11 protein-coding genes are annotated in these 25157 nt (G+C 69.3%); 8 read left to right on the plus strand and 3 right to left on the minus strand.

The features are described 5' to 3' along the window. Nucleotides 1-159 precede the first annotated feature (159 nt). From IE182_RS17520 to IE182_RS17555, 8 genes are all read left to right on the plus strand, one after another. A complete protein-coding gene (locus tag IE182_RS17520; RefSeq protein ID WP_229844897.1) occupies nucleotides 160-10647 on the plus strand; it encodes a LamG-like jellyroll fold domain-containing protein in 10488 nt (3495 codons plus the stop codon). A 45-nt stretch (nucleotides 10648-10692) separates the two neighbouring features. After that, nucleotides 10693-11193 (plus strand): SMI1/KNR4 family protein, encoded by a 501-nt coding sequence (locus IE182_RS17525; protein WP_190110787.1) that lies wholly within the window; start codon nucleotides 10693-10695, stop codon nucleotides 11191-11193. A gap of 500 nt (nucleotides 11194-11693) precedes the next feature. Further along, nucleotides 11694-11852, plus strand: coding sequence for a hypothetical protein (locus IE182_RS17530; protein ID WP_190110788.1), 159 nt, complete (start codon nucleotides 11694-11696; stop codon nucleotides 11850-11852). A gap of 262 nt (nucleotides 11853-12114) precedes the next feature. After that, nucleotides 12115-12963, plus strand: coding sequence for a DUF8017 domain-containing protein (locus IE182_RS17535; RefSeq protein ID WP_190110789.1), 849 nt, complete (start codon nucleotides 12115-12117; stop codon nucleotides 12961-12963). Nucleotides 12964-13043: 80 nt separating this feature from the next. Further along, entirely contained in the window at nucleotides 13044-14057 is a 1014-nt protein-coding gene (gene lgt / locus IE182_RS17540; RefSeq protein ID WP_190110790.1) for a prolipoprotein diacylglyceryl transferase, read from the plus strand. A 242-nt stretch (nucleotides 14058-14299) separates the two neighbouring features. Further along, nucleotides 14300-15031 carry a VIT1/CCC1 transporter family protein gene (locus tag IE182_RS17545; RefSeq protein ID WP_190110791.1) on the plus strand — a complete coding sequence of 244 codons (732 nt, stop codon included), beginning with the start codon at nucleotides 14300-14302 and terminating at the stop codon, nucleotides 15029-15031. Between the two features lie 391 nt (nucleotides 15032-15422). Beyond that, nucleotides 15423-19973, plus strand: coding sequence for a glutamate synthase large subunit (gltB, locus tag IE182_RS17550; RefSeq protein WP_190110792.1), 4551 nt, complete (start codon nucleotides 15423-15425; stop codon nucleotides 19971-19973). Beyond that, the gene (locus IE182_RS17555) at nucleotides 19966-21426 is read left to right on the plus strand and encodes a glutamate synthase subunit beta (protein WP_190110793.1); all 1461 of its coding nucleotides are present in this window, start codon (nucleotides 19966-19968) and stop codon (nucleotides 21424-21426) included. The genes gltB and IE182_RS17555 overlap by 8 nt, the downstream gene beginning before the upstream one ends. 87 nt (nucleotides 21427-21513) lie before the next feature. Here the strand turns inward: IE182_RS17555 and IE182_RS17560 are convergent, their stop codons facing one another. The 3 genes from IE182_RS17560 to IE182_RS17570 form a co-directional block, all read right to left on the minus strand. Next, entirely contained in the window at nucleotides 21514-22182 is a 669-nt protein-coding gene (locus IE182_RS17560) for a calcium-binding protein (protein WP_190110794.1), read from the minus strand. Beyond that, nucleotides 22179-23372 carry a non-hydrolyzing UDP-N-acetylglucosamine 2-epimerase gene (gene wecB / locus IE182_RS17565; protein WP_229844900.1) on the minus strand — a complete coding sequence of 398 codons (1194 nt, stop codon included), beginning with the start codon at nucleotides 23370-23372 and terminating at the stop codon, nucleotides 22179-22181. The genes IE182_RS17560 and wecB overlap by 4 nt, the downstream gene beginning before the upstream one ends. Nucleotides 23373-23438: 66 nt before the next feature. Beyond that, nucleotides 23439-24692, minus strand: coding sequence for a glycosyltransferase (locus IE182_RS17570; protein ID WP_190110795.1), 1254 nt, complete (start codon nucleotides 24690-24692; stop codon nucleotides 23439-23441). Nucleotides 24693-25157 lie beyond the last annotated feature (465 nt).

Below are 25157 nucleotides of genomic sequence, written 5' to 3' on the forward strand. Positions count from 1 at the left end.
GAGATTCCGGATGTGTAATGGAATTGCAAATTCCGGTCATTGAGGGACCGTTATATCCCTTATGGGGTTGAGTGAAGATCGCCTAAGTAGTAGACATGGGCGATTTTTGTCCACTCCTTAGGGAAAGTCGTGCGTTTTACACGTCACATATCCTTCGCCATGGCGCTTGTCATGGCCCTGCTGTGCGGGACCGAGCAGGTCGCGCTGGCAGTCGATCAATGGAATCGAAGTTCACCAGGCAGTCCTGGAGCTCCCGATCAACTATGGGGATCCGCGGCCGGCCGGGGCCACCGGGCTACTGGGGGCGCCACCGAAGCCGCGGCCACGGGCGGCCGTCCGGGAGCACTGGAAGCCCCGGGCCAGCTGCCGGCCGAACACAAGCTGACCGAGCGTGAGCTCGGTGGCAAGCCCCAGCAGCCCACGATGGGCAAGGCGGAGCAGGCCAAGGCCCCGGACACCCCGACGCCACAGGGCTTCTCGGAGAAGACGAGCAAGGAGGTGCCCGCCGGGCGGCAGGAGCGTCGGCGCACCTTCCTCAACGAGAACGGCACCTACACCACCCGTTTCTACAACGAACCCGTTCATTTCAAGGATCGCGACGGCTCCTGGAAGCCGATCGACTCCACACTGGTCCGCTCCGACCGTGGCCTTCGTGTGGCGAGCCAGGCCGGACCGCTGTGGGAGACCCGCTCGACCGCGGCTGCCATCAGCTTCGCCCCCACGGCGGACGCGAGCCCGGTGATGAGCATGAAGCTGAGCGACGGTCCGTCGCTGGGCTACGGCCTCTCGGGAAGCACCTCCGCGCCGGGCAAGGTCGACGGGAGCGTCATCACCTACCCCGACGTTCGCCAGGCCGCGGACCTGCAGTACATCGCGGGCAGCGACTCCGTGAAGGAGACGCTCCTCCTCAAGAGCAAGGACGCGCCGACCGAATGGCGCTTCCCGCTCCTGACGGACGGTCTGACCGCCAAGCTCGACGACCAGGGCGGAGTGGTGTTCGTCGACAAGGACGCCCACATGCGCGCCCGGATGCCGGCGGGCTGGATGGAGGACTCGCACCTGGCGGAGAACGCCAACCAGGGTGAGATCTCCTCCGGTGTCCGCTACGCGCTGGACACGGAGAACGGCCGCCACGTACTGGTGGTTTCGCTCGACAAGGACTGGCTGAGCGCGCCGGAGCGAGTGTTTCCGGTGAAGGTCGACCCGTCGGTCAAGGGCATCGACGCCACATCCGGAACGTATGTCCAGGCGCCGTACAACACCGACTTCTCCAGCGACACGGTCCTCAAGGCCGGCACGTACGACGGAGGGTCGCACAAGGCGGCGTCGTTCCTGCGCTTCGACGGCGTGGAGAGCTCGCTCAAGAACGCCTGGGTGCTCGACGCCAAGCTGGCCCTCTACAACACGTGGTCGTACTCCTGCGACGCGCGGCCGGTGACCGTACACCCCATCACCTCCGACTGGGCCGAGTCCTCGACGAAGTCGTACCCCGGCCCGGCGACCGGATCGTCGCTCGCTTCCAAGAGCTTCGCGCACGGTTGGCGTCCGCCGAACACGGAGACGTGGGCCTGCGGCGCCGCGTGGGAGTCGATGGGGCTGGGCTCGGACGGCCGTCAGCTCGTCGACGACTGGACCCACGGCCGCAAGAAGAACTACGGCCTCGCCGTGAAGGCATCGGAATCGGACTCCAAGGCGTGGAAGCAGTTCGGCTCCGACGACTACCCGAACGGGAAGCCGAGCCTGGACGTCACCTGGACGCGGTACGGAGCCACGTACAAGGTCGGTGACTTCACCAAGCCGGTGACGGCCACCTCTCAGGGATCCATGAAGGTCACCGTCACCAACCAGGGTCAGGACACCTGGACCAGGGGTGGCAAGATCCAGCTGCGCTACAACCTGTACGACGAGTCGGGCAAGGAGTACAACGACGCGTCGCACGTCGCCTGGACCCCGATGCCGCAGGACGTCGCGCCCGGTCAGAGCGTCACTCTCGACGCGAAGATCGCCGCGCTCCAGCCCGCCACCTACACCCTGGTGTGGACCATGGACGTCCTCGACGGCCCCAGGTTCACCAGCGAAGGCGTACCGGGATCGGCGATCAAGTTCGCCGCCGTCAACCTTCCGCCGCAGCTCACGGCCGAGTCGCCCGCCAGCGGTGCGATGCTCAACTCCCTGACCCCGAACCTCTGGGCATCCGGAAAGGACGAGGACCACTCTCCGTCCGGCAGCCTGCAGTACTCCTTCGAGGTCTGCGAGGTCGAGGGCAAGGACGCCCGGAAGAACTGCCGCAGCAGCGACCGCGGTACGGCCCAGCAGTGGGCCGTACCCAGCGGCTGGCTGTCGTGGAGCAAGAACTACGCCTGGTACGCCTATGCCTACGACGGCAAGGACACGTCCAACCGTCCGGGTCCGGCGTACTTCACCACACAGGTCCCGCAGCCCGCTGTGACCGCCCACCTCGGTGGCGACGGCGGCCATGAGTTCGGCAGCCGGTCAGGCAACTACGCTACAGCCGCCACCGACGCCTCCGTCCCCACCGTGGGACCGGAGCTGTCCGTGGTCCGCACGTACAACTCGCTCGACCCGCGCAGCGACAATGTCTTCGGCAGCGGCTGGTCCACCCGATGGGACATGCGCGCGGTCGCCGAGGGCACCGGCAATGTCGTGGTCACGACCGCCGGTGGCAGCCGCGTCCGCTTCGGCCGGAACACCGACGGCACCTACGCTGCTCCCGCCGGTGGCCCGATCACTCTCACCTCCGTCAGTGGTGGCGGTTGGGTGCTGCGCGACAAGTCGGCCAGCACGTACTCCTTCGACTCCTCCGGTCGGCTGACGAAGATCACTGACGGGGTGGGCCGGGAGCAGCGGCTGACCTACACCGACGGCAAGCTGACCGAGGCCCGCGACGTGCTCTCCGGGAGGTCGCTCGTCTTCACCTGGAGCGGCGGCAAGGTCGCCACGGCCACCGCCAAGGGCACGGCCCCCGGCGCGGACGGTCTGACGTGGGCGTACACCTACACCGGAGACCGCCTCACCAAGGTCTGCCCGCCAGGTACCACCGACAAGTGCACGGTCTACGAGTACGGCGACGGCTCGCTCTACCGCAGCATGGTGCTCGACCAGAATCCCGTCTCCTACTGGCGGCTGGGCGAGTCCCAGGGTGCGATCGCCGCGAGCGACGCTCCTTCCCGCACCGGCCTCAACCAGGCCCTCTACCGGGACGTGAAGGTGGGCGCGGCGGGAGCCGTGGCGGGCACGAGCGACAAGGCAGCCTCCTTCGACGGCACCGACTCCTATGTCGAGCTGCCCGAGGACACCCTGCGGACGTCGACCTTCCTCACCACTGAGCTGTGGTTCAAGACCACCAAGCCTGGTGTGCTGGTCGGTTTCCAGGACGGCCGCCTTGCCGACGGTCAGCCCAACGACTGGACCCCCGCCCTCTCCGTCAACAGCGCGGGCAAGCTGGTCGGGCAGTACTGGACCGGCAGGGTCCAGCCCATCGTCAGCGGCAACGCCGTCAACGACGACACCTGGCACCACGCGGCGCTCACCTCGGCCGGCACCACACAGTCGCTGTACCTCGACGGTGTCCTGGTCGGCTCGCTGACCGGGCCGATCGACCACCGCAAGCAGTCCTTCACCTACCTGGGTGCCGGCTACTCCAGCACCAGCTGGGACGGCCAGGCCGCCGGCGTCCGGCACTTCACCGGTCTCATGGACGAGGTGGCCGTCTACCACCAGTCCCTGGACGCCACCACCGTCGCCGAGCACTACGGTGCCCGCGCCGCGTCGGGCCGGCTGACCAAGGTCACCCTTCCGTCGGGACGCGTCCACGCCCAGGTCACCTACGACACCGGCACCGGTCGCGTCACCGAGACCACGGACGACAAGGGCGGCACATGGAAGGTCTCTGCGCCCTCCTACTCCGCCGGCTCGGCGGCGTACGCCGACACGGTCCGCACGTCCGGGCCCGTCGAGTACTGGCGGCTCGGTGACCGCAGCGGTTCCACTGCGTCCAACGAGATCAGCGGTGGCGCGGACGGTTCCTACCGCGACGGCGTGATGCTCGGCGCGGTCGGGGCCTTCTCCGACGGCGACGACGGTTCGGTGACGCTCGACGGGGCGTCGGGTGCCGTGGAGGTCCCCACGGACCCGCTCAAGGGGGCCACCTCGCTCTCCTTCGAGCTGTGGTTCCGCACGGGGAAGCAAGGTGTCCTGCTGGGTCTGCAGAACGCGGAGCTGGGCAAGCAGCCGACCGACTGGAACCCGAGCCTGCTGGTCGATTCGGACGGCAAGCTGCGCGGCCAGCTGTGGCACGGTGGCTCCTGGCAGCCGATCGTCTCCGGCAAGAAGGTCACGGACAACGAGTGGCACCACACGGTCCTCACCGGAGGCACTGGTGGGCAGACGCTCTATCTCGACGGCGCCAAGGTCGGTTCCCTGGCCGGTGCCGCCAAGCCGGAGACACTGGACCACGCCTACCTGGGCGCGGGCCACTCCAGTGAGGGCTGGGACGGCCAGAGCGCCGGCACTCGCTATCTCACCGGCCAACTGGACGAGGTGGCGTTCTACACCAAGGAGCTGACCGACGCCACGGTCGCCGAGCACTACCGCTCGCGCACCGGCCTGGTCTCCGGTGACGGCGGCCACTACCGGGGCACGGTCACCGCCGACGCGCCCTCCGGCTACTGGCGCCTGGACGAGACCAGCGGCGACAAGGCCCACAGCAAGGCCGCCGTGTACGCCGGTGACGGCACCTACGCCAAGGCCGGGCTCGGCGCCACGGGCGCTTTCGGGCCCGGCGACAACGGCGCGGTGACGTTGGCCGGGGACGGCTGGGTCGAGCTGCCGTTCGGAGTCATGGGCAACACCCCGGCCATGACGGCCGAGATGTGGTTCCGCACGAGTAAGCCGAGCGGTGTGCTGCTGGGCCTGCAGAACACGGAGCTGGGCAAGACACCCACCGACTGGAACCCCAGCCTGCTCATCGACGCCGACGGCAAGCTGCGCGGTCAGCTCTGGCACGGCGGTTCCGGGAAGCCGGTCGTCTCGGGCACGGCGGTCACCGACAACGAGTGGCACCATGTGGTCATCACCGGCGGCAGCACCAGCCAGTCCCTCTACCTGGACGGTACGAAGGTCGGCGGCCTCAACGAGCCGTCCAAGCCGGAAACCATGGCCCACACATACCTGGGCGGTGGCTACTCGAGCGAGGGCTGGGACGGTCAGAAGCCGGGTACCCGGTACTTCACCGGTGACCTCGACGAGGCTGCCTTCTACCCGAAGGAGCTCACCGAGGATCAGGTGGGCGAGCACTACCGGGCGATGCGCTACTCCGGCGTGTCCTCGCTGACGTCCACCATCAGCGTCACCGACCCGGCGGGCAGGACCAGCAGCGTCTCCTACGACGCCCTGCGCGGCCAGCGCCCGGTGACCGCGACGGACGCCGAAGGGGGCCGTACCACCTACACGTACGACACCGGCGGCTTCCTGCACACGGTGACCGACCCCAACGGGCACTTCGCCGTGACCGGACACGATGCGCGCGGCAACACGGTCTCGAAGACCACCTGCCGTGACGCCAACTCCTGCTGGACGTCCTTCACCGACTACTACCTGAACACCACCGACCCGCTCGACCCGCGCAACGACAAGCCCACGGCGACCCGCGACGCCCGCTCCACGAGCGCCCGGGACGACCGTTACCGCACGTCGACGACGTACACGGCGCTCGGTCTCCCGGACACCACGGTCCTCGCGGACGGCCGCAAGTCGGTCACGGCGTACACCGGCGGGCAGGAACCCGCCGTCGGCGGTGGCACCGTCCCGGCCGGCCTGGTCCGGACGACCACCGCTCCCGGCGGGGCCGTCACGGAATACGGCTACACCGCGCAGGGCGACCTCGCCCAGGCGACGGCCCCGTCCGGGCTGGTCACGCGCTACACCTACGACGGCATCGGCCGGAAGATCTCCGAGACGCAGGTCTCGGACAGCCGGCCGGACGGTGTGACCACGGCCTTCGCCTACGACGCCATGTCCCGGATCGTCTCCGAGACGGGCGCTGCGGTGAAGAACGAGATCACGGGCGTCACCCATACCGCGAAGACCACGCGCGCCTTCGACCCCGACGGCAAGCTGCTGACCGAATCCACGGAGGACACCACGGGCGGTGACGCCAAGCGCACCACCACCCACCACTACGACGAGCACGGCCTTGGGGACAAGACGACCGACGCCGAGGGCAACGACACCGTCGTCGCCTACGACGTCTTCGGCCGCACGTCCCGTACGACCGACGCCCTCGGTACGACGTACGAGTTCCGCTACACGCCGGGCGGCCGCCTCGCGGAAACGGTTCTCAAGTCGTGGAAGGGCGACGCCTCCGGCGACCCCAAGGATCTGGTGGTCGCCTCCCACGCGTACGACCCGGTGGGCCGTCTGGCCTCGACGGCCGACGCCATGGGAGCCGTCACTGCCTTCACCTACTACGACGACGGAACCCTCGCCTCGAAGACGGCCAAGGCCGTCACCCGGGCCGACGGCAGCAAGCACGACATCGTGCTGGAGGCCGACACCTATGACGGAGCAGGGAACCTGATCCAGCAGACGGCCGGTGGCGGCACCGCCACCGTCGTCAACGAGCTGGACGCCACGGGCCGCGTCACGCGCAGCGTGCTCGACCCCAACGGCCTCAACCGCTGGACGTCCTACGCCTACGACGACGCCGACCGGCCCGTCGAGCAGAAGACCGCGCTGAGCACGCAGCGCTTCACCTATGACAAGGCAGGCAACAGGCTCACCCAGACCGCCGTCGACGGCGACCGCTCGCGTACGGCGAAGTTCGCCTACGACCAGCGGGGTCTGACCGTCACGTCGACGACCCCGCGCGGCAACGAGACCGGCGCCGACGCGGCGGCCTTCACCACCACCAACCGCTACGACGCCCTCGGCCGCCTCGTGGAGCAAACCGCCCCGCAGGTCCAGGCCGAGCAGCCGGGCCAGCAGCCCCAGGCCGTCAAGCCCAGCACCCTCAGGGGGTACAACACCTTCGGCGAGGCCACCGAGGCCCGCGCCGCGAACGGGTCGGTGACCCGCACCACGGTCGACAAGCTCGGCCGGGCCACCGCCGTCACCCTGCCCGACTACACCCCGCCCGGCGGAGAGAAGATCACCGCCGTCTCCCGGGTCGTCTATGACGCCGTGGGCCGCAAGACGGCGACCACCGACCCGCTGGGCCGGACGGTCAGCTACGCCTACGACCAACTGGGCCACCTGATCCGGCAGTCGCTCCCGGCGACCAGCCTGCTCAACGCCAATCTCGGCGGCGACGCCGGCACCTTGCAGCAACCGTCGACACTCGACGACAAGGCGAATCGTTTCACTTGGACGCCCACGGGCCTGCGCCTCTCCGCTACCGGGCCCACCGGCGCGCGGACCGAGGCCACGTACGACGAGCTGGGCCGGAAGCTGACGGCCACGACCGTCGAGCGCTACCCGTCGGTGCAGAACCTGACAGCGCGCTACGCCTGGGACGACGCGGGCAACCAGACGACGTCCACCAGCCCGGCGGGCCTGGTCACATCGGCCACGTACGACGTGGCGGGCGAGGTCCTGAGCACCATCGAGCCCGGCGGCGGGGCGACGAAGTTCGTGTACGACGCCCTGGGGCGCCGGATCCAGGCCGTCGACGCGACGGGCCGGAAGAGCGTCACGCGCTACGACGGCTTCGGCGGTGCGGTCGGCACGGCCGACTACGGCACCGGTGACACCGTTCTGCGTTCGACCGCTGTGGAGTACGACGCCGACGGCAATCGCGTCTCCGCCACTTCGGCCTCGGGATCGAAGGCGACCTTCGCGTACGACGCCCTGGGCCGGATGACGCAGCAGGCCGAGCCCGTCGCCGACGGCAAGTCCATCACCACTGCGTTCGGCTATGACGTGATGGGCAACCGCACGCGCCTGACGGACGGCCGTGGCAACGCCACGACCTACACCTTCACACCGTGGGGCCTGCCCGAGTCCACGATCGAGCCCGCGACGGCGGCGCAGCCGAAGCCTGCCGACCGCACGTGGACCAAGGTCTACGACGCAGCCGGCCAGAACGTGGCCGAGCTTCTGCCCGGCGGTGTCGAGCGACACAGCACCTACGACGTGCAGGGCCGGCTGACCAAGGAGACGGGCACGGGCGCCGAGGCCGCCACCACCGACCGGGTCCTGGAGCACGACCCGGCGGGCCGTCTCACCAAGGTCGGCTCGGGCGACGTCCTCAACCCGAACACCTACACCTACAACGACCGTGGTCAGCTGCTGACCACCAACGGGCCGGGAGGCAAGTCCACCTACACCTACGACAACGACGGCAACATGACGTCCCGGACCGACAAGTCCGGAACCAGCACCTACGGCTATGACGCCGCAGGCCGTCTGAACCGCACCGAGGACGCCGTCACCGGCGGCCAGACGATCACCGCCTACGATGCGGCCGGTCGTGTGCTGCAGGAGCAGTACGCCGCCAAGCCCGCCGGCGCGACGAACTGGCAGCCCGGTGGCCGACGGGGTTACGTCTACGACCAGCTCGGCCGGCTGACCGGGTCCAAGGTCACCGGCGTGGACGGCACGACCGAGCTCATGTCCACCGCGTACGACTACGACCTGGACAACCGTCTCACCACGAAGACCACCAGCGGCGTCGCGGGCGCCGGAAAGGAAACGTACGCATACGACAAGGCCGGGCGTCTGGCGTCCTGGACGGGCGACGGGAAGACCACGTCGTACACGTGGGACGACGCGGGCAACCGCGTCAAGGCCGGTGACTCCACCGCCACCTTCGACGAGGCCAACCGTCAGCTGACGGACGGCACGACCCGGTACGGCTACACGCCGCGTGGCACGCTCTCGTCCGTCGACGCGGGCGGCAGCAAGCGTTCGCTGACCCATGACGCCTTCGAGCGCCGCATCGCCGACGGGGACACGAGATTCACCTACGACTCGCTCGACCGAGTGAGCCGGCACGGTGACACCGCCTTCACGTACGACGGCGGCTCCAACAACCTGGTCTCGGACGGCTCCAGCACCTACAGCCGGACGCCGGGCGGCGCACTGCTCGGCAGCACGGACGGCACGACCGCGCAGCGGTCGGTGACCGACCAGCACACGGATGTGGTCGCCGGCCTGTCACCCGACGGTGCAAAGGTCGTGGGCTCTGCCTCGTACGACCCGTTCGGCATGGTTCGCTCCAAGGCCGGCTCGCGTTCCTCGCTGGGCTATCAGTCCGGCTGGACCGACCCGGCGAGCGGCGAGGTCAACATGGCCTCCCGCTGGTACCAGCCGGCCACGGGACGCTTCGCGGCCCGTGACACATGGCAGCTCGACCCGAGTCCGTCGGTTCAGGCAAACCGTTACGCCTACGGCAATGCCTCGCCGCTCAACGGAACGGACCTGTCGGGGCACTGTTTCTGGGATGCCTGTATCGGAGAAGCCGAGCTGGCATGGCTGGGCGGCTCTGCGCTCATCGGCGCCTGCATGGCCTACTGCGGAGACCTGGCGGAGAACCTGAACGACGCCCTGTCCTGGGAGGGAAGTTCTTCCAGCGGATACACAAATACGGACACCGATGTCTACGACTTCGGCTGGGACTACAGCGACAGCATGGCAAGCAGTATCAACGCGCAGGCTGATCGCTTCTATTGGAGGGGCCTCGAAGAACGAAACACCCAGATCTGGGACGAGGAAGAAGGCGGCGGATACTACGAGCCGGAAGACTACTGGGAGCCGACCTACCGTCCCACCTATCGAGGCATATCGCGCGGCTACGGCAGGACGATAGCCCGCCCCCGCACCCCGATCCACCCCCCGCCGCCGCCCATCGACCAGAACCCCAACAACGGCAAGAAGCCGAAGCCCGCGCCGGATCGTGGACCGCTGAAGCCGGACTGGGAGCCGGGCGGTGGCTGGAAGCCTGGCGACGTGGTCAATACGATCATCACGGGCGCACACATCCTGGACCTGTTCAACAGCGACTCGCATGACCCGAATCGAGAGCCGGCAGAGGCCCCTCACCCGACACCGGGTGCAGACCCCTCTCGTGGAGGTCGAGGAAGTGGCGACCAGGACGACGATGATGTGGACTGCACCAAGCTCCTCGAGATGGACACGGCCTCCAAGGGGATGTCCGGGCCTGTGTGCTTCCGTGCGCCCAAGGGGGCCACTGCCGCTCAAATCGCGGAGCTGAAGGACCATATAGCGGCTATCAACGCGATTCCTGGCTACTGGTCTCCGAAGGGACGTGTGTCACCCGGCAAGGAGATGGTCGGAAATCAGACACTCAGTTCGCTGGCCAAGAAGTATCTGACTGAACATAAGAAAGAATTGGAGGGTACGCCCTACGAGTACAACGGCAACGTAGCCGGTCACCTTCCTGACACGACATGGTCCGGGAAGCAGCAGCCATACTGCTGGCATCAGCAGGATGGAAAGGTGAATTCCACGGTCGGTTCATATGCGAATAAGTACCCGGTGGGCTACAAGCCAACCGGCTTCTACTATGCCGGTGTGCGAGAGAATCCCGGCACCTATACGACGGAATATGAATCCGGATCTGTGTCCGTGGGAGCCTATGGGCTATGCCAGATCAATAGGCAGCCGTGATGGATTGGCTGTCCATGGCTTTCGGAGTTGATGGAGGTGGAGAGTATGCGAGACCTGATCGCAAAGCTTGTTGAGAAGCGGATTCAGGAGGCTGCCCAGGATCCAGGCATCTACAGTCCGATCAAGTTCCGTCCGTCGGCTACTCGGGAGCAGCTGACGGAGCTGGAGAGTTTCATGGGACAGGCACTCGAGCCGAGATATCGGGAATTTCTTTCGGTGAGTGACGGGCTGGAGAACTTCTACTTCGAGATGCCCATCCTGGGCTGCCGAGACTGGCCTGAAAGTGCAGCCCTGGTCCGTGCTCAATCTTTCCAGGAGCTGATCCTCGACATGGGAACGCTGGAAGATGAGGGACTTCCTTCTAGTGCAAGATTGACTCCTGTGTCTGTCGATGAGGATGAGACCAGTGGGATCTTTATGATCGACACTCAGGGTGCAATGCGGGAGCGTTTCTGGTGGACGGGTGACGGCTCAAGTCTGCTCTTTCCTGATTTCGCCGAAGTGATTGCGTACGTAGTCGATCCCGCTAGCTATCTTTCGCGATAGCTTCTTCGTTCCCGCGAATCTGCTTGACTCGGCTCAGCACAGCCGTCTGAAGACAGCCCGCCCCGGTGCGCCGGGGCGGGCTGTCGTGCGTTCTCCGGCGTGCGCCGCCCGCTGGTGCACATCTATCGCCGCCCTCGCGGTCGCCGATTGCCGGGGCCCGCGCCCTCTCGCGCTTGATGTCCCAGCAGGCTTGGCGGCGCGGACGCCGGGGGAGGGGCAGGGCAACCGCTTGTCTCGGCGGTCTGTTCGCTCGTCACGGCTCCCACCTCCGCCGGCTGCGCCGGTCGGCCTCGGCCGCTTCGGCTCGGAGCTCGTCTTCAGTCGACGCTTCCGGCTCGGGCTGGCCTTCCTGCGCCGGAGTCGGCACCTCGTCCTCAGTCGCCCTCATAGAGTCACCTCTGCTTCGCACTTCTCGCGACGGCGGAGATCGATGCCGTGCGCGTCACGCACAGGAAGATCTCGCCCGCGACGGCTTGGGTCGCCTCCTTCGGGCGACCACGGTGAACTACGACCTCTCGTACCTCTCTCGCGTGCTCAACGGGAAGCAGCAGCCCTCGCGGGAGCTGGCGCAGACCCTGGACGAGCTCGTCGGGTCCGACGGCACCTTGTCCGCGCGGCACAGCGGCGGGCGGCAGCGGATGCTCACCCGATCCACGTGATCCGTCGTGGGCCTGGTGGATCAATGAATGCGAGACCTCCGGCCACGACCGCCGAAGGCTTCGCTCCACATTGCGCGAAATCGCCCGCACCCCCGCACCCCCGAAGCCCCTCATGGCTGAAGGACCTTGCGCGGGACGTGGCACACATGCCGCAGCTCACCGCCGCCTGATCACTTGCGCCGGCGGAGCGGCAGCCGCGACCGCACGCATCCCGCATCCCCGGCTCACCCCCTCATGATCACGCCCCCTATCGTTGCGCCCCATGTGGCCAGAACAGCAGCCGAACCCGTACCAGCAGCCGGCGCAGGAGCCCGGTCCGCGGGATGACGGGGGCAGGCGGACTGCCGTTGTCTCCGTCGTCCTGGCCGGTGTGGTCGTCATCGCCTGCGGGGTCACCGGGTACGTGGTGCTGAGCGGTGACGGCACGAAGGACGAGGCCGGGCCCGGGCCCACTGCCTCTGCTTCGTCCCGGCCGGCCGCGCCGAGCCCTTCGGGCGATGCCCGGGGTGGCGACGGGTATCCGGAGCCGGTCGTCCCGGGCTGGAAGGTCGTGGTGAACCCGCAGCGCGGCATCGCCTTCGACGTGCCCCCGGACTGGGACCGCAAGTCGGTCGACTGGGCCAGCTACGTCTCCGAACAGGACGACCCGGACGGCGAGGCCATCGTCGGCTTCTTGGCCCCGGCGATCCTCAAGGAGGAGTGGTGCCGGAGCGGCAGCGACAGCACCATGCACCTCGCCGCCGCCGGCTCCCGGGGCGAGATCGGGGCCAAGAACACCGACGACGCCGCGCGCAGGAACGCCGGTCTGTGGATCTACGGTGGGTACACCCAGCCGGACAAGAAGAAGATCAAGACCAGCGCGGCGGAGCCGTTCACGACCCGGTCCGGCCTCACGGGCAGCCTGGCGACGAGCTACTCCACCGGCCTGGAGAAGACAGGCAAGTGCGACTACAACGGCAAGGCCACCGCGTTCGCCTTCAAGGACGCCCACGGTGATTTCGCCTCCTGGACCTTCCACGGCGTGAAGGGCGTGGTCGAGGAGGTGCCGGACGCCACCGTCCGCAAGATCCTCTCCACGGTGCGGCTGACCGGCGCTCCGTCGGAGCGATGAGCGCGGGCCTACCGTGAGTAAAGGGGGCGGGGCGGCCGCTCTGGGACTCGGCGGCGCCACAGGGTAGGTTCGTAGCTGTCATGGAACTCGCATACATTCCCAGCCCCTCGACCGGGGTGGTCTATCTCGGACCGGTCCCGCTGCGCGGCTATGCCTTCTGCATCATCATCGGCGTCTTCGTCGCCGTCTGGCTCGGCAACAAGCGCTGGATCGCCCGCGGCGGCCGGGCCGGGACCGTGGCCGACATTGCCGTGTGGGCGGTGCCCTTCGGGCTCGTCGGCGGGCGGCTCTACCACGTGATCACCGACTACGAGCTGTACTTCGGCTCGGGTCGGAACTGGGTGGACGCCTTCAAGATCTGGGAAGGCGGCCTCGGCATCTGGGGCGCCGTCGCGCTCGGCGCGGTCGGTGCCTGGATCGGGTGCCGGCGCCGGGGGATCCCGCTGCCGGCGTACGCGGACGCCATCGCGCCCGGCATCGCCCTGGCCCAGGCCATCGGGCGCTGGGGCAACTGGTTCAACCAGGAGCTCTACGGCAAGGCCACCGACCTGCCGTGGGCGCTGAAGATCGACGCGAACCCGGCCATCGGGCGCGTCGCCGGTACGTACCACCCGACGTTCCTCTACGAGTCGCTGTGGTGCCTGGGCGTCGCCGCCCTGGTGATCTTCGCCGACCGGAAGTTCCGGCTCGGGCACGGGCGGGCCTTCGCCCTCTACGTCGCCGCCTACACCGTCGGGCGCTTCTGGACCGAGTACCTCCGCGTCGACGAGGCCCACCACGTACTCGGCCTGCGGCTCAACGGGTGGACCTCGATCCTGGTCTTCCTCGCCGCCGTCGCCTACATCGTGATCTCCGCCAAGCGGGTCCCCGGGCGGGAGCTCGTCGTGGAGCCGGCGGCCGATGAGGGCGCGGATGCGGGGGCGAAAGCGGAGGCCGGGAACAAGGTCGTCGCCAAGTCTGCCGAGGCCAAGCCCGCCAAGCCGGCCCCCGCCAAGCCGGCCCCCGCCAAGCCGGCCCCCGCCAAGCCGGCCGCGGCCAAGCCCGCCGGTGCCAAGCCCGAGGACTCCGCCTCCGGCAGCGCCAAGAAGCTCTGACGCGCAGCAGCACCCCGCGTCGCCCGGCCCCCACGGACTCACCGTGGGGGCCGGTTCCGTTCCCGGTTCTTTCCCTTTGCCTCCCCCCGCCGGGAATATTTCGGAGCTCGCCGCAAAACCGCAGGTCAGAGAGGTAAGTTCGGCCTTCCTTGCTAGCAGGGCACCCCTGTTCGTGCGTACCTTCGGATCTCAGAGGGGTGGGGCGTCGGGCCCGTGCCCCTGGGGAAGGGAGCGCTCGGAGAATGGCTGTCCTGGATACGGCCGCGGCGACACACGCCGCCCACCGTGACAACCACACGCACCGCGACGTGAACGGCGGCTGGCTGCGCCCCGCCGTGTTCGGTGCCATGGACGGGCTGGTCTCCAACGTGGCCTTGATGACGGGTGTGGCCGGTGGGTCCGCTTCCTCCGAGGCCATCGTCATAGCCGGCCTCGCCGGCCTGGCCGCGGGAGCGTTCTCCATGGCGGCCGGCGAGTACACCTCGGTCGCCTCGCAGCGCGAGCTCGTCCTCGCCGAGCTGGACGTCGAGCGGCGCGAGCTGCGCAAGCACCCGGCCGACGAGCTGCAGGAGCTGGCGGCGCTCTACGAGTCCCGCGGCGTCGAGCCGAAGCTGGCCCGCGAGGTCGCCCGGCAGCTGTCGAAGGACCCCGAGCAGGCGCTGGAGATCCACGCCCGCGAGGAGCTCGGCATCGACCCCTCCGACCTGCCCTCGCCCACGGTCGCCGCCGCCTCCTCCTTCGGTTCGTTCGCGTTGGGCGCCCTGCTGCCCGTACTGCCGTACCTCCTCGGCGCCACCCAGCTGTGGCCTGCGGTGCTGCTGGCGCTGCTGGGGCTGTTCGCCTGCGGTGCCGTCGTGGCGCGGGTGACGGCCCGGTCGTGGTGGTTCAGCGGGCTGCGGCAGCTGGTGCTCGGTGGTGCCGCGGCGGGTGTGACGTACCTCCTCGGTATTGCCTTCGGCACGGCTGTGGGGTAATTCTTATGCGGGCTGTCGCATAACGCACGCGTTTCGGCGCGGTTTCAGGCCCTGAGTGGCCGGGCACAATCCGGAAGCGCAGCGGGCAACGCCGCCCGCGTCCCGCTCTCCCTTCCGGTGCGGCCGGGCCTGGTGATCCCACGGTTCCCGGAGTGCCTCAGCGCAGCGTCCGGCGACCATCCGGCAGCCACCCGGCGACCGCGTGGTGTCCACATGGTGAAATGCGTCTTCCATATTCTGGAGAACGCTTCATCCTGTAGCTCACACCACTCGCATCACCCGCACCACTTGCATTACCTCTTCACCCGCACCACCTTCTTCAGCAGAGGGCCAGCGTCGTCCCTCGGCACATGCATCACGACATGACTGCCAAACGACGACGGGAGCGCCGATGCGCCACGCATCCCACCCCGCCCCGCAGGGGATGTACGACCCTCGCAACGAGCACGACGCCTGTGGCGTGGGCTTCGTCGCGACTCTCACCGGCGAGGCGAGCCACGCGCTCGTCGAACAGGCGCTCACCGTCCTGCGCAACATGGAGCACCGCGGCGCCACCGGCTCGGACCCCGACTCGGGCGACGGCGCGGGCATCCTGCTGCAGGTCCCCGACGCTTTTCTGCGCGAGAGCGTCGGCTTCACGCTCCCCGCCGCCGGCTCCTACGCCGTCGGCATCGGCTTCCTGCCCGCCGCGCCCGCGGACGCGGCCACCGCCGTCTCGCACATCGAGACGATCGCCGCCGAAGAGGGCCTGGCCGTCCTCGGCTGGCGCGAGGTCCCCGTCGCCCCCGAACTCCTCGGCGCCGGCGCCCGGGCCACCATGCCCGCCTTCCGGCAGCTGTTCGTGGCCGACAACGAGAACACCGGCCTCGCCCTCGACCGCAAGGCATTCGCCCTGCGCAAGCGCGCCGAGCGCGAGGCGGACACGTACTTCCCCTCGCTGTCCTCCCGGACCATCGTCTACAAGGGCATGCTCACCACCGGGCAGCTGGAGCCGTTCTTCCCGGACCTCTCCGACCGCCGCTGCGCCACCGCCATCGCGCTGGTCCACTCCCGCTTCTCCACCAACACCTTCCCCAGCTGGCCGCTCGCCCACCCGTACCGCTTCGTCGCCCACAACGGTGAGATCAACACGGTCAAGGGCAACCGCAACTGGATGCGCGCCCGTGAATCCCAGCTGGCCAGCGACCTCTTCGGCCCGGACCGGGACCTGGACCGCCTCTTCCCCGTCTGCACCCCCGACGCCTCCGACTCCGCCTCCTTCGACGAGGTCCTGGAGCTGCTCCACCTCGGCGGGCGCTCCCTGCCGCACAGCGTGCTGATGATGATCCCCGAGGCATGGGAGAACCACGCCTCCATGGACCCCGCCCGGCGCGCCTTCTACCAGTACCACTCCACCCTGATGGAGCCCTGGGACGGACCGGCCTGCGTCACCTTCACCGACGGCACCCTCGTCGGCGCCGTCCTCGACCGCAACGGCCTGCGCCCCGGCCGCTACTGGGTCACCGACGACGGCCTGGTCGTGCTCTCCTCCGAGGTCGGCGTCCTCGACATCGACCCCGCCAAGGTCGTCCGCAAGGGCCGCCTGCAGCCCGGCAAGATGTTCCTCGTCGACACCGAGGGCCACCGCATCATCGAGGACGACGAGATCAAGGCCGCCCTCGCCGCCGAGCAGCCCTACCGGGAGTGGCTGGAAGCCGGCCTCATCGACCTGGCCGACCTCCCCGAGCGCGAGCACATCGTGCACACCCACGCCTCGGTCACCCGCCGCCAGCAGACCTTCGGCTACACCGAGGAAGAGCTGCGCGTCATCCTGGCCCCGATGGCGAAGTCCGGCGCCGAGCCCATCGGCTCGATGGGCACCGATTCCCCCATCGCCGCGCTCTCCGAGCGGCCCCGCCTGCTCTTCGACTACTTCACCCAGCTCTTCGCGCAGGTCACCAACCCGCCGCTGGACGCCATCCGCGAGGAGCTCGTCACCTCGCTCATCTCCTCCCTCGGCCCGCAGCGCAACCTGCTCGACCCGACCGCCGCGTCCTGTCGCAGCGTGACCCTTCCCTTCCCGGTCATCGACAACGACGAGCTGGCCAAGCTCATCCACATCAACGCCGACGGCGACCTGCCGGGCCTGAAGGCCGCCACCCTCTCCGGCCTCTACCGCGTCTCCGGCGGCGGCGACGCCCTGGCCGCGCGCCTGACGGCGATGTGTGCCGAGGCCGACGCCGCCATCGCCGGCGGCGCCCGTCTCATCGTGCTCTCCGACCGGCACTCCGACGCCGAGCACGCCCCCATCCCGTCCCTGCTGCTGACCTCGGCCATCCACCACCACCTCATCCGCACCAAGCAGCGCACCCAGGTGGGCCTGCTGGTCGAGGCCGGTGACGTCCGCGAGGTCCACCACGTCGCGCTGCTCATCGGCTACGGCGCGGCGGCCGTCAACCCCTACCTGGCCATGGAGTCCGTCGAGGACCTCGTCCGCGCCGGGACGTTCCTGCCGGACCTGGCCCCCGAGGACGCCATCCGCAACCTCATCAAGGCGCTCGGCAAGGGCGTCCTGAAGGTGATGTCCAAGATGGGCATCTCCACCGTCGCCTCCTACCGCGGCGCCCAGGTCTTCGAGGCCGTCGGCCTCGACGAGACCTTCGTTGCCACCTACTTCCACGGCACCGCCACCAAGATCGGCGGCGCCGGCCTGGACGTCGTCGCCCGTGACGTCGCGGCCCGGCACGCCAAGGCGTACCCCGCCACCGGCATCCCCGCCAGCCACCGCCGCCTCGACATCGGCGGCGAGTACCAGTGGCGCCGCGAGGGCGAGCCGCACCTGTTCGACCCCGACACCGTCTTCCGGCTCCAGCACTCCACCCGCGCCCGCCGCTACGACATCTTCAAGCAGTACACGCAGCGCGTGGACGAGCAGTCCGAGCGCCTGATGACCCTGCGCGGGCTCTTCTCCTTCAAGAGCGACCGCCCCTCGATCCCCCTGGACGAGGTCGAGCCCGTCGCGGAGATCGTCAAGCGCTTCTCCACCGGCGCCATGTCGTACGGCTCCATCTCCCAGGAGGCGCACGAGACGCTCGCCATCGCCATGAACCGGCTGGGCGCCAAGTCCAACACCGGTGAGGGCGGCGAGGACCCCGAGCGCCTCTACGACCCCGCGCGCCGCTCCAGCATCAAGCAGGTGGCGTCCGGCCGCTTCGGCGTCACCAGCGAGTACCTCGTCAACTCCGACGACATCCAGATCAAGATGGCCCAGGGCGCCAAGCCCGGCGAGGGCGGCCAGCTGCCCGGCCACAAGGTCTACCCCTGGGTCGCGAAGACCCGGCACTCCACCCCCGGCGTCGGCCTGATCTCGCCGCCCCCGCACCACGACATCTACTCCATCGAGGACCTCGCCCAGCTCATCCACGACCTCAAGAACGCCAACCCCGCCGCCCGCATCCACGTGAAGCTGGTGTCCGAGGTCGGCGTCGGCACGGTCGCGGCGGGCGTCTCCAAGGCCCACGCCGACGTCGTCCTCATCTCCGGCCACGACGGCGGCACCGGCGCCTCCCCGCTGACCTCCCTCAAGCACGCGGGCGGCCCCTGGGAGCTCGGCCTCGCCGAGACCCAGCAGACCCTGCTGCTCAACGGCCTGCGCGACCGCATCGTCGTGCAGACCGACGGCCAGCTCAAGACCGGCCGCGACGTGATCGTCGCCGCCCTCCTGGGCGCCGAGGAGTTCGGCTTCGCGACCGCGCCCCTGGTCGTCTCCGGCTGCGTCATGATGCGCGTCTGCCACCTGGACACCTGCCCCGTCGGCATCGCCACCCAGAACCCGGTCCTGCGCGAGCGCTTCAACGGCAAGGCCGAATTCGTCGTCAACTTCTTCGAGTTCATCGCCGAGGAGGTCCGGGAGATCCTCGCCGAGCTGGGCTTCCGCACCCTTGAGGAGGCCGTCGGCCACGCCGAACTCCTCGACACCGGCAGGGCCGTGACGCACTGGAAGGCCCAGGGCCTCGACCTCGCCCCCCTGCTGCACGTGCCGGACCTGCCCGCCGGGGCCGCCCGCCACCGCACCACCGCACAGGACCACGGCCTGGCCAAGGCGCTCGACAACCAGCTGATCAAGCTCGCCGCCGACGCCCTCAACACCGTCGGCGCCGAGGCACCCCAGCCCGTCCGCGCCCAGCTGCCCATCCGCAACATCAACCGCACCGTCGGCACCATGCTCGGCCACGAGGTGACCAAGAAGTACGGCGGCGCCGGCCTGCCCGACGACACCATCGACATCACCTTCACCGGCTCCGCCGGCCAGTCCTTCGGCGCCTTCCTGCCGCGCGGCGTCACCCTGCGCCTGGAGGGCGACGCCAACGACTACGTCGGCAAGGGCCTCTCCGGCGGCCGCATCGTCGTCCGCCCCGACCGCGGCGCCGACCACCTCGCCGAGTACTCCACCATCGCCGGCAACACCCTCGCCTACGGCGCCACCGGCGGCGAGCTGTACCTGCGCGGCAGCGTCGGCGAACGCTTCTGCGTCCGCAACTCCGGTGCCACCGTCGTCTCCGAGGGCGTCGGCGACCACGGCTGCGAGTACATGACCGGCGGCAGGGCTGTCGTCCTCGGCCCCACCGGCCGCAACTTCGCGGCCGGCATGTCCGGCGGCGTGGCCTACGTCCTCGACCTGGCCCCCGACAACGTCAACAAGGAGCTGGCCGCCGCCGTCGACACCCTCGGCGCCGACGACCGGCAGTGGCTGCACGACGTGGTGCGCCGCCACCACGAGGAGACCGCCTCCACCGTCGCGGCCGGCCTCCTCGCCGACTGGGACACGGCCGTGACCCGCTTCCGCAAGGTCATGCCGACCACGTACAAGGCAGTGCTCGCCGCCAAGGACGCCGCCGAGCGAGCCGGTCTCTCCGAGACCGAGACCCACGAGAAGATGATGGAGGCGGCGACCCATGGCTGACCCGAAGGGCTTTCTCACCACCGACCGCGAGGTCGCCCGCACCCGCCCCGTCGCCGAGCGCGTCCGCGACTGGAACGAGGTCTACGTCCCCGGCTCCCTGCTGCCGATCGTGACCAAGCAGGCGAGCCGCTGCATGGACTGCGGCATCCCGTTCTGCCACAACGGCTGTCCGCTCGGAAACCTCATCCCCGAGTGGAACGACTACGCCTACCGCGACGACTGGCAGGCCGCCGGCGAGCGGCTGCACGCCACCAACAACTTCCCCGAGTTCACCGGCCGCCTGTGCCCGGCACCCTGCGAGTCCGCCTGCGTGCTCGGCATCAACCAGCAGCCCGTCACCATCAAGAACGTCGAAGTCACCATCATCGACAAGGCGTGGGAGGCAGGCGACGTCACCCCCCAGCCGCCCGAGCGGCTCTCCGGCAAGACCGTCGCCGTCATCGGCTCCGGCCCCGCCGGCCTCGCCGCCGCCCAGCAGCTGACCCGGGCCGGCCACACCGTCGCCGTCTACGAGCGCGCCGACCGCATCGGCGGCCTGCTGCGCTACGGCATCCCCGAGTTCAAGATGGAGAAGCGGCACATCAACCGCCGCATCGAGCAGATGCGCGCGGAGGGCACCAAGTTCCGCACCGAGGTGGAGATCGGCCGCGACATCGACGCCGCCAAGCTCCGCAAGCGCTACGACGCCGTCGTCATCGCCGCCGGCGCCACCACCTCCCGCGACCTGCCCGTGCCCGGCCGCGAGCTGGCGGGCATCCACTTCGCCATGGAGTACCTGCCCCTGGCCAACAAGGTGCAGGAGGGCGACCTCACGGTCTCCCCGATCAGCGCCGAGGGCAAGCACGTCGTCGTCATCGGCGGCGGCGACACCGGCGCCGACTGCGTCGGCACCGCCCACCGCCAGGGTGCCGCGTCCGTCACCCAGCTGGAGATCATGCCCAGGCCGGGGGAGCAGCGGAACGAGGGCCAGCCCTGGCCGACCTTCCCCATGCTCTACAAGGTCACCTCGGCGCACGAGGAGGGCGGCGAGCGGATCTACTCCGTCTCCACCACCCACTTCGAGGGCGACGAGGACGGCAACGTCCAGTGGCTGCACCTCGTCGAGGTGGAGTTCACCGGCGGCAAGCTCACGCAGAAGCCCGGCACCGAGCGTCGCATCCCCGCCCAGCTCGTCACCCTCGCGATGGGTTTCACCGGCACCGACCGACAGAACGGTCTCGTCGAGCAGTTCGGCCTGGAGCTGGACGAGCGCGGCAACATCGCCCGCGACGCCGACTACGCCACCAACGTCCCCGGCGTGTTCGTCGCCGGTGACGCCGGCCGCGGCCAGTCGCTCATCGTCTGGGCCATCGCCGAGGGCCGCTCCGCCGCCCGCGGCGTGGACCGCCACCTCACCGGGACCAGCACCCTGCCGGCCCCCGTCAGGCCGACGGACCGTGCCCTGAGCGTCTGACACACCGGGCCGGTACACGGCCCGCCGCACACTCGGCGCCTGCCTCATCCCCGACCCCGAGGCAGGCGCCGCCGTGCGCGGCGAAGGTCACTCGGCAGGACGCGCCGACATGTCGCTGAACACCACCCGGGCGTCCTCCGTGTACGCCCCGACGTTGCCCCGCAAGTACGGGCGCTCCTTGTCCTCGTAGGCCACCAGCCCGCGTCCGTCCACGCTCACCTCCATCCGCGCCCCGCGCTGCCCGACCCGGACGTCCGACCACTTGCCGACGGGGAACCGCTCCGAGCCGGTGGCCAGGAAGCGCTGCCCGCCGGGATAGGCGGGGTCGCGCTTGCCCAGCTCCCAGCCGTTGGGCTTGAGGGTGATGTAGTAGAAGTGCTCCGGGTCCATGTAGCCCCAGACCAGCCACGGCACCTCCCACGGATTGGGCTTGGGGGTGCGCAGCTGCGCCACCGTGCGCATCCGCGCCCGGTAGTCCACGTCCGCGTACTGCTGCGTGGAGACGACCAGCCCGGCGTGGGTCTCCTCCGGCACCTGGGAGGGCTTGGGGGAGAGGGCCAGGCCGTCGTGCCGGCCGATGTTCTCGCCGTGGCCGTCGAAGACCGACCGCCACGGCCCGTGGACCGATCCCTCGGCCCACGGCGTCGCCGGCTCTCCGTCCTCGTCCCCCCAGATGCCGCTCACGGCGAAGACGATGCCCGCCACGACGGCGGCCGCGAACAGGGTGAGGGCGAGGAGCCGGTGAACTCTCGTCATGCCGTCGAGTATGACCCCGGGCCGTCGGACGGGGAGACGATCAGCGCATCCTGAGCGCCCGCGGCGTCGGCGTCGGCGCCGAAGTCCTCCGCCAGCTGGGCCACGATGCGCTCCGTGGCGAGCCCGTCCCCGAAGGGGTTGCCGGCCGTCGCCATGCGCTCGTACTCCTCCCGGTCGTCCAGCAGCTGCATGGCCGCGTCCAGGATGGCCTGCGGGTCCGTGCCGACCAGCCGGGCCGCGCCCGCATCGACGGCCTCGGGCCGTTCGGTGGTGGTCCGCAGGACCAGGGCCGGCTTGCCGAGGCTCGGGGCCTCCTCCTGGATGCCGCCGGAGTCGGTCAGCACCAGGTCGCAGCCGGCGAGCGTGGCGGAGAAGTCCACGTAGCCCAGCGGCTCGACGACGTGGATGTGCTCGTGGCCGGAGAGCTCGGGCAGCAGGGCCTCGCGGACGGCGGGGCTCTTGTGCAGCGGCAGCACGATCTCCACGTCGCCGCGGTCCGCGAGCCGGCGCAGGGCCTTGCCCATGGCCCGCATCTTGTCGCCCTGGTTCTCGCGGCGGTGCAGGGTGACCAGCACGCGGCGCAGGTCGCTGCGGAAGTGGTTGACGCCGGTGTTCTGTTCGAGGACCCACAGGAGGTTGTCGATGACGGTGTTGCCGGTGACGAACACCTCGGCGTCCGGCACCCCTTCGGCCGTCAGGTGCCCGGCCGCGCGGGGCGTGGGCGCGAAGTGCCAGCGGGTCATCCGGCCTATGAGGCGCCGGTTGAGCTCCTCGGGGAACGGGTTGTCCAGCACGCCCGTGCGCAGCCCCGCCTCCACGTGGGCCACGGGGATGTGCTCGTAGAAGGCGGCGAGGGCGCCGGTCAGCGCGGAGGTGGTGTCGCCCTGGACGACGACGACGTCGGGCCGCTCGGTACGGACGACCTCGCCCAGCCCGTCGATGAGGCGGGCGGTCAGCGTGGACAGCTCCTGCCGGTCGCGCATGACGTCGAGTTCGACGCGGACCTCCACTTGGAGGAGCTCCAGCATCTGGTGGAGCATCTCGCGGTGCTGGCCGGTGGTGACGACGATGGGCTCGAAGAGCGGTGAGGCCGCCATGGCGCGGGCGACGGGGGCGAGCTTGATGGCTTCGGGACGGGTGCCCAGGACGAGCATGGCGCGTACGGGCGTGGTGATGACGTTCGGAGACATGGTTCTCCCTTGGAGAGCATGCAGGGATGACGGTTGTGGTGTGCCGGTCCGCCGTGCTGCGCGGCGTCAGGTGCGCGCGGTCTTGAGCCAGGTCTGCTTGCCCGTGAGCATCCGCCACAGGCCCCACCATCCGGCGGCGAACCAGATGTAGCCGTAGAAGACGAAGACGTGGGACAGCAGGATCGCCCGGACGAGTCCGAGCCCTCGCTCGCGCCGTGAGTAGACCCAGCCGTAGGCGTACGCCGCGGTGAACGACAGGACGTACGGGCCGATGATCCACAGGGGCGAGATCAGGGCGTGCCCGGCCTGGACGGACCCGATGAGGGTGCCGGCCGTGGCGATGAGGAAGGACAGCGGCAGCAGTGAGGTGAGCAGGATCAGCACGGGGCTGGAGAGGTGGTACAGCAGGTCCACGGCGGCCTTGGTGGGCACCTCGCGCAGGATGAGCGGGATCAGCCCGGCCGACTGCAGGTGGCCCTGGAACCAGCGGGAGCGCTGGCGCACCAGACGCTTGACGTCGAGCACGGCCTGCTGGGAGACCGCCGCGGTGGTGCAGTGCTGGTTGGTCCAGCCACGGGCGATGAGGCGCACCCCGAGGTCGAGGTCCTCGGTCAGGGAGTCGCTCCACGGCCCCCGGCCGTCCTCGCCACCGAGGGTGTCCAGCGCGGACAGGCGCATGAACTGGCCGTTGCCGCCCATGCCGACGCTGCCGAAGTAGCGGCGGGCGGACTGGAAGATGTCGCCGTAGATGACGAATTCCATGTCCTGGAGGCGGGCGAGCAGGCCCTTGTGGCGGTTGTACATCCGCACACCGACCTGGGTGGCGCCGGTGCGCGGGTCGTCGAAGTAGGGGTCGACGGCCTGGACGACGTGCGGGTCGAGCCGGCCGTCGGCGTCGACGACGCAGACGATGACGTCGGCCGGGTCCCGGCCGTCGAGGATGCCGGACTCGCGAAGGTGGCGGATGCCGTTGTTGAGTGCCGCCCCCTTGCCCTTGCGGGCGTCGGGCAGGTGCCGCTGCAGCAGCCGGACCCGGTCGGGGTCGGCGGCGCGGGCGATGGCGGCCGTGCGGTCGTCGGACGCGTCGTCGATGACCAGGGCCATGAAGTTCCCGGCGGGCAGAGAGGTGATGCGCGCCAGGCTCTCGGCGAGGACCTTCTCCTCGTTCAGGCAGGCGAGGAGGAAGACGTAGAGACGTTCCGTGCGTGGGCCGCGGTCGCGGCGGACGCGACGTCTGGAGAGGACGAAGAGGGTGCTGTTGTAACACCCCGCCATCACGATGATGGCAATGCTCGACCAGAGCAGGACTTCGGTGATCATGAACGGTCACCGGAGTTTCGGAGCACGTACCAGAATTTGGCCGAAAGAAGAGCGGCGGCTATCGCGCAGTAGAGCAGGAATCCCGCTCCGGCCGCCTCCTGCAGTCCCCTGGCAAAGGGTATGCCCGGCATAACTTCTGGGGCTGCCGTCAGTCCGGCCAAAGGCAGGACTGTCCCCAGAGCGGGTTTTCCGTACATGAGTTCCCCCCGGATTCCGCCTCGCTTGAGGCGTGCGCTGGGAAGGTATCAGACCGAGCGACCTGTTCCGTCCCGCATGGTGAGACTTGTTGAATCGGAAGAGTAAATTCTGTGTACCAACCGGTAGTTATGCCAGCTGGGGTCAGTTGTGTGACGCATGGGGTTGAAGGTCTACACCAATTAGGTTGTTATTTATTGAACGGTCCGGACCAGGGATGTCTATTGACACCCACCCCAACGCCCCACAAGAATCGGCCAACTGTCGGGA

The sequence above is a fragment of the Streptomyces cinnamoneus genome, assembly GCF_014650495.1.
Taxonomy (GTDB): Bacteria; Actinomycetota; Actinomycetes; order Streptomycetales; family Streptomycetaceae; genus Streptomyces; species Streptomyces cinnamoneus.

Coding starts and splice junctions, on each gene's coding strand:
- IE182_RS17535 (WP_190110789.1), top strand. CDS start 12,115: ATGTGGCCAGAACAGCAGCCGAACCCGTACCAGCAGCCGGCGCAGGAG.
- IE182_RS17570 (WP_190110795.1), bottom strand. CDS start 24,692: ATGATCACCGAAGTCCTGCTCTGGTCGAGCATTGCCATCATCGTGATG.
- gltB (WP_190110792.1), top strand. CDS start 15,423: ATGCGCCACGCATCCCACCCCGCCCCGCAGGGGATGTACGACCCTCGC.
- wecB (WP_229844900.1), bottom strand. CDS start 23,372: ATGTCTCCGAACGTCATCACCACGCCCGTACGCGCCATGCTCGTCCTG.
- lgt (WP_190110790.1), top strand. CDS start 13,044: ATGGAACTCGCATACATTCCCAGCCCCTCGACCGGGGTGGTCTATCTC.
- IE182_RS17545 (WP_190110791.1), top strand. CDS start 14,300: ATGGCTGTCCTGGATACGGCCGCGGCGACACACGCCGCCCACCGTGAC.
- IE182_RS17520 (WP_229844897.1), top strand. CDS start 160: ATGGCGCTTGTCATGGCCCTGCTGTGCGGGACCGAGCAGGTCGCGCTG.
- IE182_RS17525 (WP_190110787.1), top strand. CDS start 10,693: ATGCGAGACCTGATCGCAAAGCTTGTTGAGAAGCGGATTCAGGAGGCT.
- IE182_RS17560 (WP_190110794.1), bottom strand. CDS start 22,182: ATGACGAGAGTTCACCGGCTCCTCGCCCTCACCCTGTTCGCGGCCGCC.
- IE182_RS17555 (WP_190110793.1), top strand. CDS start 19,966: ATGGCTGACCCGAAGGGCTTTCTCACCACCGACCGCGAGGTCGCCCGC.